A 9,832-nucleotide genomic window follows, 5' to 3' on the forward strand; every position below is an offset into this window, starting at 1 on the left:
CGTTGATCCGCCCGGCAGCGGCCCCGCCCCTTCTGGCCAACCTCCCCCCGCTGAACCCCCCCGTCCCCCTTCCGCCGTCGCCCCCATTGGTCGCGCTCATGAACAGCCCCACATCCTGCGCGCCCGCGATCCCCGCCACAGCCACGCTCGCCACCACCCGCCAACTGGCCCCGTCGTCCGTCGAGCACGCCCCGGTGACCACGTCCCCCGCCCGGCTCAGCCGCAGCAGCACCGGTGCCTTGATCCCCGTGATCCGCTTGTACGTGTCCAGCGTCCCGTCGCCGTTCGTGTCGTACGAGAGCACGACCCCGTTGGCCGGTGTCACGGAGAGGTTGACGAAGCCCCGCGACCCCGCCTCCGCCAGCTTGTTGCGGGCGATGAGCCCCGCCCTCGCCCACGGCCCGGTCGCCGCCTGGGTGTCCACCCGGACCGTCACCGCGACCCCGTCCCGCAGCGCGCCCTCCCGGTACAGCGCCCCGAACTCCGTCGTGCCCTTCCACAGGTCGGCGCCGCCCCCGTTGACCGCGTACCGGCCTTCCAACTCGCCAAAGACGGCCGCGTTGTTCGTGTACGTCTTCCAGTCCGCCCCCACGGGACCCGCCTCGTACAGCGTCCCCTCGTGGACGGACCGCACCCGTGCCTCGCCGCGCGGCCCGTACCGCACGGCGATCTCGTACGGCAGCGCCCGCAGCGGCTGGTCCAGGGGTTCGCCCGAGGCCCGCGCCTGCCAGGCCACCTTGCCCGAGCCCCCGGCCTCGACCCGCGGCAGCGACACCTCGCCCGAGGGTTCCGCGTCGATCCCGGTCAGCTCGAAGTCGACGCGACCCGTGTCGCGCAGCCCGTTGACGTTCCGGAACACGGCCTCCACGCGCGCGTGCCCGCCGGGCGGGAAGGCGGGCGGTGTCGCGGACACATCGAGGGAGCCCTGGTACGGCGCACGGGCCAGGGCGTCACGGACCCGCCCCGCGGTCCGGTACGGGTCGCCCACGCCTCGCAGCGGATAGTCCTTGCGCTCGCGGGTCCACGGCTCCTCCGCCGCGAACCAGTCGACCGCCTTCGGCTCCCGACCAGCGGCCAGCGCGTCGGCCAGCTCGTCCAGCCACTTCTGCCAGCGCGGGACGTAGAAGTCGGCCATCAGGCCCGCCCATTCACGGTTGCCGTACTCGTGCAGCTTCCCGCCGTCGGACGTGGCCCGGTCGCCCCAGACGGTGATCAGGACCTTCGCGGTCCGCTCGAACTCCGCGCGCTCGGCGTCGCTCGTGCCGAGCCGCCGGGCGGCATCCACCCAAGGGCCGAGGAGGAAAGCCGAGTCGGTCCCCGTCACGTCGTCCGAGAGCCGCATCAGCCGCAGCCACAGCGTCGAAAGGGCACGGAAGGTCTCCTGGTCCTTCCTGCCGTACGCGGCCCGGAGCTGCGGCAGCAGCTGCCTGCTGCGGTGGGCCAGCGCCTGCCGGGCCACGTCCACCACGTCGTGCCGGTACGCGGCGCTGCCCCGCAGCGCGGGCGCGACCCCGAGAAGACCGGCGAGTGCCGCGTCGAAGCGGCCGGGGTCGTAGGTCAGCGCGCGTGGCGCGTACTCGGCGGCGCGGTTGGCCGCGAGGTCGGGCCGGGCGGCGAACAGCGAGTCGTGCGGGTCGCTGCGCTCGACGGCGGTGTGCCGGTAGGCGGTGTCGTGCAGCGCCTGCCAGGCGGCCCGCGCGTCCCGGTCGTGGCCGCCGTACCGGAAGCCGGAGTAGTCCGAGAACCACGCCCCGAGGTCCAACCGCTCCTCGGTCCACGCCAGTTCGGAGAAGAGCTCGAAGGCGGCCGGGTCGCGGTCCGTGGCCTCCGGCATGAACGCCGTACCGGCAAGCGCGCTGCCGCCCTTGTCCCGCCACGCGAAGAACTTCTCGTTCCAGATGTGCGCCCGCGCCCCGATCGTCGTACGCCCCCCGAAGTTGGGGATCGTCCCGAACGCGTACGGAGTGCCGCCCCAGTCCTTCTCGCGGTCGGTGACGCTCGTGAACCGGTCGGACACGCCGTCGACGATCAGCATCCGCCGCCGGTCGATCGCGTCGAGCAGCTCGGGCAGCGGATTGGCCTCCCACCCCAGGATCACCCAGGTCGCACCGGGCCTGGCCGTGCGCAGGGCGGTCTCGACGCCGCGCGCCGCGTCGGGCACGGGGACGTCGCCCGCGGTGCCCCCCTCGTGCAGCAGGTCCATCTTGAAGTGCTCGGCGGCGCCGAAGAGTTCCTCCTGGTGCCGGTAGAAGGAGGCGGCGACCTTCGCGAAGGAGGAGGTCCGCGGGTCGAGCCAGTCGGGTCGCTTGAAGCCGTGCCAGTTGCCCTGCGGCACCACGCGCGCGTCCCCGCCGTTGCGTGCCACGAAGCCGTCCGGGACGTGACCGTAGTAGCCGGGCAGGACGGGGGCCATGCCCAGCTCGCGCAGCCGGTCCACGATCTTGCGGCCCAGCTCAGCGCGCTTGTCGATGAGTTCGGGGGAGAGCGGGCCGCCGTACCCGGACAGGTTCTGCAGCAGCCACCACGCCTGGTGTGACGGTGCGGGCAGCCACGCCCGCGCCTCCGCGTCGCTGTACCCGAAGTCCTTCAGGAGCCGGTGGTAGACGGCCTCCGCCCCGGCGATCACCAGGACCTCATTGCAGCCGTGCAGGGCGAGTACGTCGATCATGCGCTCCCAGTACGTCCAGTCGGCGTACGGCGCGGTGTACCCGTCGTTGGTGTCGTTCAGGGCGAACCGGTGCGGCAGCGCGGTCGACCGCTCCAGCGGCCGCGCGGGCGCGGGCAGCCGCTTCGGCAGGTCCAACTGGCTTCCGTTCCAGGTGATATGGGCCCCGCACGCGTACTTCAGATACCAGTGGACCCCGGTGAGCAGCACGGCGGGCGTCGTACCGGAGACCTCGATGCGCCCGGTGGTGCCGGTCACGCGGAAGCGGTCCTTGCCGCCCTGCGCGGGGACGAGTCTGAGACGGAACTGTTCCGCGTGATGCGGCAGGAGTCTGTTGAGCGCTGAGCGTGCGGAATCCGTATCGAAGGCGGGGCCCTTGGTGGGCCCTTCGGCGGCGTGGGACGCAGTGGCCACCCCGCTGATGGCGCAGCCGATGCCGATGGCTCCGGCGGTGCCGAGCACGGAACGTCGGGACGGGTCGGTCATGTGTACCCCCCTGGGTCGAATGCTGCGGCGCACGGTATCCGTGCGGCTGCCCGTGCTCAACGGTGCGTACGGAGACGGCGAGTTCGCATCGCCTGACGGGACTGAAGGGACTGGTGGGACGATGAAGGCAGCGCGGGGCATGGGTGTGGGACTGCTGCTGGTACTGGTGGCGTGCGGCGGCTCGGACGGCGACGACGCACCGGAGACGGCGAGCGGCAGCCTGGAGCAGCTGGCGGCCAAGGCGCGGTGCGAGCCCGACATCCAGACGGACGCGGCCGAACTACGGCAGGCCACCTGTGGGGACGGTGCCCGCCGCTATGTCCTCGTAACCTTTACAAACGCCCGTGGCCAGGCCGAATGGCTCGATGAGGCCAACGACTACGGCGGCACGTACCTCGTCGGCAAGAAGTGGATCGCCGTCGGCGACCAGAAAGTGGTCGCGAGGCTGCGCGGCCGGCTCGGCGGGACGGTGGAGGAGTCCTCACACCACTCGGGGAGTAGCGGTGGTGGGGATGAAGAGGACTCGGGCCCGGGGCACTCGGGCCACTCCGGTCACCGCACGAGCTGACCGCGCAGCGGTACGGGGGGTAGGCGCTGCAGATCAGGTGCAGCGCCTACCGGTGTTGATCAGTTGCAGTTGCTGCCGCTGTTGATGCAGTCGGCCACGCGCGCCATCAACTGATCATCGAAGACGTTGATGAAGTCACCGTGATCCGTCCCGGCTTTGTGCAGTTGTTCGGGGAACGAGTCGACGGCGAACCCGGGGCCGGGCGGCACGTCGTACACGATGCGCTGCACCAGCTGCGGAATGGCCTGGAACCCCTGTGGACAGGCGCCGCTCTCCTGGTCGGCGAAGGCCACGTGCGTCCGGTGATTGGCACTGTCGGTGTTCTGCCCGTCCCAGCAGCTCTGGAAGTTGAACGTCCTGACGACCTTGCTGCCGTCCGGGCAGATCGGATACTTGTCCTTCAGCTGCCGGTCCTCGAATCCGGTGCAGCTCCAGGACGCGTTGGCGTTCGCGTCACCATTGGTGAGCGCCTTGGCGTCGCCGGTGATGATGCGCAGGAAGCGCGGCATCTCGACGACCTTGCTCACCGGATTTCCGACGAACTTCAGCGTCACCGCCGCCGGGGTCTGGATCTTGCCGATATTCTGGTCCTTGCCGCCGCCGTCCGCGTTGGCGTCGTTCTCGTCCTGCCCGTTCTGCAGTCGCAGGACCGGCCAGTAATAGGTGGACTTGTCGCCCTGATTTCGGCAACTGGTGTCACCGTTGGCGAGATCGTCGTCACTGGCGAAGGCGTCATTGGCCTGATTGCCAACGTAATCGTGCATATGGTGAGCGCCATTGCTCACGCCGGGCGCGACGATGACATTGTCGGGATTGAACTTGCCGTTCTCGTTCTTCCCGCATTCTGTGGTGAAGGTCCCGTCCGATCCGCCACCCCGCAGGTTGGGGGGATCGACATTGGGCTGGACATTGTTGATGTCGACGAAATCATCGGCATTGGGCCCATTCCCGTTCTGCCCGCCGCCATCAGGTGGCAGCTGCTGACCGTCACCCGCGTCGCCGAGCTGCTTGTTGCCGTCCTGCCATTCCTCCGGGGCCTGCTGCTCCCCGGTCCCGTCCGCGGCGCCTACGGTGCACGTCGCCATGTCGTCGAGCCCGTCGGGCGGCTGGCCACCCGCTTCGTCGATCGCGGAGCCGATGTCCTCGATGACCGGCAGCCGCTGCTCCTCCAGCGGGTCGAGTACGGCCTCGGCCTCCGCGGTGTTCTCCGCGTCGGCGTACTGTTCGTAGGCGGCGGTGATCTGACTGTCCAGGTCCGCGAGCTGTTGGTCGACGTCCTCACGGGCACTGTCCGGCACGTCCGACAGTTGAGTGCCCACGTCCGGGCAGCTGATGGTCGAGAGGCCGGGGGTCTGTTCGCCGGACCGGGTGGAGGAAGGCGGCGGATCGGTGCTTTCTTCGGCGTTCGCGTAGACATTCACCGCGACCATTCCGCCGACGCCCAGAAGGAGAGCCGCCGATGCGGCGATCGCCCGCCCGGCAAGCTGTGATCGTTTTCGTGATGTGCGTCGTGGTGTGTGTCCCATAGGACTACGTACGCAACAGGAGCCCGCCCCGTTCAATCACACCCGGAATTCCCTCAACGCCCTTGATCGAGATAGGCGATGACCGCGAGCACACGCCGGTTGTCGTCGTCGGAGACCGGCAGGTCCAGTTTCCCGAAGATATTGGACGTGTGCTTGGCGATCGCCCGTTCCGTCACCACGAGTTGCCCCGCGATCGCGGCGTTCGACCGTCCCTGCGCCATGAGTTCGAGCACCTCGCGCTCGCGCGGGGTCAGCTTGGCGAGCGGCTGGTCCGCCGAACGCCGGGAAAGGAGCTGCTGGATCACCTGCGGGTCCATCGCGGTGCCGCCCGCGGCGACCCTGCGTACCGCGTCGATGAACTGCTCGGCGTCGAAGACACGGTCCTTGAGGAGATAGCCGACCCCGCCGTTCCCGTCGGCGAGCAGCTCGCGCGCGTACAACTGCTCCACATGCTGGGAGAGGACGAGGACGGGAAGGCCCGGCCGTGCCCGCCGTGCGGCGAGCGCGCACTGCAGTCCCTCGTCCGTGTGGGACGGCGGAAGCCGGACGTCGACGACCGCGACGTCCGGCTCCAACTCCGCCAGGGCCTTGGTGAGTTCGGGCCCGCTCTCGACGGCGGCGGCGATCTCGAAGTCGAATGCCTCCAGCATCCGGACCAGACCGTCACGCAGCAGGAAGAGATCTTCGGCTAGGACAACTCGCAAGGGATCTCCATGGTCACCATGGTCGGGCCGCCCGCCGGACTGCTGACGGCCAGTACGCCGTCGAATGTACCGAGTCGGCGTTCGATCCCGCTCAGCCCGGACCCGGCCCCGATGGACGCGCCGCCCTTGCCGTTGTCCGTGACCGCGATCCGCAGCATGCCCTGCGCGTGGTGCATGTCCACCCAGACGCGGTCCGCGCCCGCGTGCTTGATGGCGTTCGTCAGGGCCTCGCTCACCGCGAAGTACGCCGCCGACTCCACCGGCGCCTCGGTCCTGCCGTACAGCTCCACGTCCACGTCGGTCCGCACCGGAAGGCGCAGCGCGAGGGCCTTCACCGCGTCGCCGAGGCCGCGCTCGGCGAGCACCGGCGGATGGATGCCGCGCACCAGGTCGCGCAGTTCGGTCAGCGCCTCGCCGGAGTTCTGCCGCGCCTTGGAGATCAGCTCCTTGGCCTTCGCGGGGTCCTTCTCGATCATCGCCTCGATGGTGCCGAGGTCCATGCCCATCGCCACGAGACGGGCCTGCGCGCCGTCGTGCAGATCCCGCTCGATGCGGCGCAGCTCGGCGGCCGACGAGTCCACGGCGTCGTGCCGCGTCTCGGTCAACCGGTCCACACGCCGGGCCAGTTCGCGCTCCCGCATGGAGACAGTCGGCGCGAGCAGCGTCCTGGCGAGCAGGAAGTGGCCGCGCAGGATGGCGGGGGGCGCGAAGACGGCGACGACGGCGATCGCGGTGCCGAGCAGCGCGGCCATGTTGGCGGTGCCCTGCGAGGTGACGTGGACGAAGCCGTACCAGTCGCCGCCGCCCGAGTCGACGATCGGCTTCCAGACGCCCATGGCGAGGACATAGCCGTACAGCGGGTAGAGGAGCAGCGCGGGGGCGAAGATCACCGTGACGAAGCCCGCGGTCATGTCGACGAGCAGCCACTGCAGATCACGCCAGGTCGCCGGGTCCTTCAGCATCAGCGTGGTGCGCTCCACCTGCCCGGTGATGCCGGAGCGCAGATCCGCGGGGAAGGGCCGGTAGGGGACGGGGATGTGGACGCCCGACCACTCGCCGGCCTGGACCCGGCGCAGCGTCGCCCAGGTGCGTACGCCGGTCAGGACGAGCGGGGTCGTGAAGAAGCCGACGCCCAGGAGGATGAAGGCGATCGACAGGACCGACAGGACGAAGAGCGTGATCGAACCGGCGAGCGTGACGACCGCCAGGTAGAGCCCACGGGCTCCCGCGACCACGGATTCACGGACCCTCGTCATTTTTTGATCCCCATCTCTCCCAGATCCCTTCCAGAAGCATGCGTCCATTCTCGCCGTCGGCGGGAGAGCGGGGCATTGGGTCCGGCACCCGAGCGGGGGTGTACCTGACGACACCCCGGCGGCTCGCCCTGTGCCTCGGCGGGAGGGGGCTTCGACGGCTGGGTGGGGCGGCCCCGGATTTCTAGCGTTGTCGGCGTCATCAAGACGGCTTATCCGACGCTTACTTGCGCTTCTGGCGCTTACCTATGGGGGCGAAAGGCCATGCGGCCAAACCTCGCGGCACGACTGGGTGTGTGGAGCGCACACCATCGCAAGACGGCCATCCTGGGCTGGCTGCTGTTCGTCGTGCTGGCCACGACCATCGGCGGGGCCTCGGGCATGGTCACCGCCTCCGACGAAGAGATGGGGGTCGGCGACTCGGGCCGGGCGGCGCGGATCCTCGACGAGGCGGGCGTCGAGGAGCCCGCCGGCGAGCTCGTCATGGTCGCCGCCCGCACCCCGGACGGCTGGCGGGACGCGGCGGCCGACCTGTCCAAGGCGCTGACCGCCACAGGGGATGTACGTGACCTCCAGGCGCCGCTGCCCTCCGAGGACGGCAAGGACGCCCTGCTCCGCTTCGAGATGAAGGGTGCATCCGACGACGCGGCCGACCGTGTACAGGCGGTGCTCGACGCGGTGCGGAAGGCGCAGGACGAGGGTGCCCGGAACGGCATCTCCGTCTACCAGTTCGGCGACGCGAGCTCCGAGAAGCAGCTGAGCGACCTGCTCTCCGACGACCTCACCAAGGCCGAGTTCACCGCCGTGCCGCTGGCCCTCGGCATCCTCCTGGTCGCCTTCGGGGCCGTGGTCGCGGCGCTGCTCCCGGTGGGCCTCGCGCTGACCGCGTGCGTGGCGGCCTTCGGCCTGCTCTCGCTCGCCAGCCACCAGCTGCACCTCTTCGAGACGACGTACTCGGTGATGTTCCTGATGGGCCTCGCCGTCGGCGTCGACTACTGCCTGTTCTATCTGCGGCGCGAGCGGGACGAGCGGGCGGCGGGTGCGGACGCGGACACCGCGCTGCGGATCGCGGCGGCCACGAGCGGCCGTGCCGTGCTGGTCTCCGGGCTCACCGTGATGGTCGCCATGGCGGGCATGTTCCTGTCCGGACTCCTCCTCTTCAAGGGCTTCGCCCTCGCCACGATCCTGGTGGTGTGCGTGGCGATGCTGGGCTCGGTCACGGTGCTTCCCGCGCTGCTCGCGGGGCTCGGCGACCGGATCGACGCGGGGCGCATCCCGTTCCTGAACCGAAAGGGCAAGAAGGGCGCGCACGCCAGCGGCGGGATCGCGGGCAAGCTGCTGCGCCCCGTCCTCGCGATGCCGAAGTTCTTCGCGGTCGGCGCGACGGTGCTGCTCCTCGCCCTCGCCGCGCCCGCGCTCGGCATGAAGACCGAACAGCTCGGCCTGGAGAAGCAGTTCGGCTCCGACGCCCCGCTCTCGGTCTCGTTCCGGAAGATCACCGAGGAGTTCCCGGGCGGTCCCACTCCGGCCCAGGTGGTCGTCAAGGCGCACGACGCGGACGGCATCGCGTCGAAGGAGATGCGGGACGCGCTGGCGGCGGTGGTGCGGGACGCGGGCAACGGCGCCGAACTCACCGTCCACAAGGGCGCGGGCGTGGCGGAGATCGACGTACCGCTGCCCGGTGACGGCAGTGACGCGCAGTCGAAGAAGGCGCTGGGCGGGCTCCGGGACGACGTGGTCCCCGCGGCCTTCGACGGCCTGGACGCGGACGCGTATGTCGGCGGTGAGCTGGCCGAGTCCGAGGACTTCAGCGACCAGCTCGCCCAGGGCATCGTGCCGGTGTTCGCCTTCATCGCCGCGGTGACGTTCCTGCTGATGCTGTTCAGCTTCCGCTCGGTGGTGATCGCGGTGACCTCCATCGCCCTCAACCTGCTGTCGGTGGGCGCGGCGTACGGCGTGATGACCGCCGTCTTCCAGCACGGCTGGGGCGCGGAGCTGATCGGCTCCGAGAAGGTCGGCGCGATCGAGAACTGGATGCCGCTGTTCGTCCTCGTCGTCCTCTTCGGCCTGTCCATGGACTACCACGTGTTCGTCGTCTCCCGGATCCGCGAGGCGCGGGACCGGGGCCTGGACAACCGCTCGGCGATCCGGGAGGGCATCACGCGGACCGCGGGCGCGGTGACGGGCGCGGCCGTGATCATGGTGGCGGTCTTCGCGGTCTTCGGGACGCTGTCCATGCAGGACATGCAGCAGATGGGCGTGGGCCTGGGCGTCGCGGTCCTCCTGGACGCGACCCTGGTCCGGATGGTCCTGCTGCCGTCACTGATGACGCTGCTGGGCGACCGCAACTGGCGTACACCGGGCTGGCTTTCGTGGCTGCCGCAGATCTCGCACAGCGAGGAGGCTTCGGTCCAGCCGATGCCCCGTCCGGTGCCGTCGGCGAGGGCGTAGTCTCCTTTCCCCAACCCCGCCCCTTCCCGAAAATTCCGGCTCCGCCGGCCGGGGTGACCGTCGATCACCGGCTCCGCCGAGTTCGTCCTCAAACGCCGGACGGGCTGGAAATTCCAGCCCGTCCGGCGTTTGAGGACATCGGGAAGGGGCGGGGTCGGGGAAAGAGAACGCCCCTACAC

Annotated in this window: 6 protein-coding genes; 2 read left to right on the plus strand and 4 right to left on the minus strand. The window is 70.1% G+C overall.

Features of this window, described 5'->3' with window-relative positions; all coding sequences use genetic code 11:
* The coding region (locus E2651_RS36510; protein ID WP_135335559.1) for an alpha-N-acetylglucosaminidase at positions 1 to 3,151 on the minus strand (3,151 nt) is incomplete at its 3' end.
* Between the two features lie 139 nt (positions 3,152 to 3,290).
* Between E2651_RS36510 and E2651_RS36515 the strand changes: the two genes are divergently transcribed.
* Positions 3,291 to 3,719: a hypothetical protein gene (locus tag E2651_RS36515; protein WP_135335563.1), complete on the plus strand. Its 429-nt coding sequence runs from the start codon at positions 3,291 to 3,293 to the stop codon at positions 3,717 to 3,719.
* Positions 3,720 to 3,778: 59 nt separating this feature from the next.
* Here E2651_RS36515 and E2651_RS36520 read toward each other — a convergent pair whose 3' ends face one another.
* The 3 genes from E2651_RS36520 to E2651_RS36530 are packed head-to-tail and all read right to left on the minus strand — an operon-like array spanning position 3,779 to position 7,205.
* Positions 3,779 to 5,245, minus strand: a complete 1,467-nt coding sequence (locus tag E2651_RS36520) for a DUF1996 domain-containing protein (RefSeq protein ID WP_135335560.1) — start codon at positions 5,243 to 5,245, stop codon at positions 3,779 to 3,781.
* A 53-nt stretch (positions 5,246 to 5,298) separates the two neighbouring features.
* Positions 5,299 to 5,949, minus strand: a complete 651-nt coding sequence (locus tag E2651_RS36525; RefSeq protein WP_135335561.1) for a response regulator transcription factor — start codon at positions 5,947 to 5,949, stop codon at positions 5,299 to 5,301.
* Positions 5,934 to 7,205, minus strand: coding sequence for a sensor domain-containing protein (locus E2651_RS36530; protein WP_135335562.1), 1,272 nt, complete (start codon positions 7,203 to 7,205; stop codon positions 5,934 to 5,936). The genes E2651_RS36525 and E2651_RS36530 overlap by 16 nt, the downstream gene beginning before the upstream one ends.
* 261 nt (positions 7,206 to 7,466) lie before the next feature.
* On the opposite strand from E2651_RS36530, the gene E2651_RS36535 reads away from it, so the two are divergent.
* Positions 7,467 to 9,653 (plus strand): MMPL family transporter, encoded by a 2,187-nt coding sequence (locus tag E2651_RS36535; RefSeq protein ID WP_209446338.1) that lies wholly within the window; start codon positions 7,467 to 7,469, stop codon positions 9,651 to 9,653.
* Positions 9,654 to 9,832 lie beyond the last annotated feature (179 nt).

Source organism: Streptomyces sp. MZ04, from assembly GCF_004684775.1.
In the GTDB taxonomy this organism is placed as follows: domain Bacteria; phylum Actinomycetota; class Actinomycetes; order Streptomycetales; family Streptomycetaceae; genus Streptomyces.

Excerpts from the sequence above, each read along its gene's own strand:
- E2651_RS36515 (WP_135335563.1), top strand. The coding sequence starts at position 3,291 with ATGGGTGTGGGACTGCTGCTGGTACTGGTGGCGTGCGGCGGCTCGGAC.
- E2651_RS36520 (WP_135335560.1), bottom strand. The coding sequence starts at position 5,245 with ATGGGACACACACCACGACGCACATCACGAAAACGATCACAGCTTGCC.
- E2651_RS36530 (WP_135335562.1), bottom strand. The coding sequence starts at position 7,205 with ATGACGAGGGTCCGTGAATCCGTGGTCGCGGGAGCCCGTGGGCTCTAC.
- E2651_RS36535 (WP_209446338.1), top strand. The coding sequence starts at position 7,467 with ATGCGGCCAAACCTCGCGGCACGACTGGGTGTGTGGAGCGCACACCAT.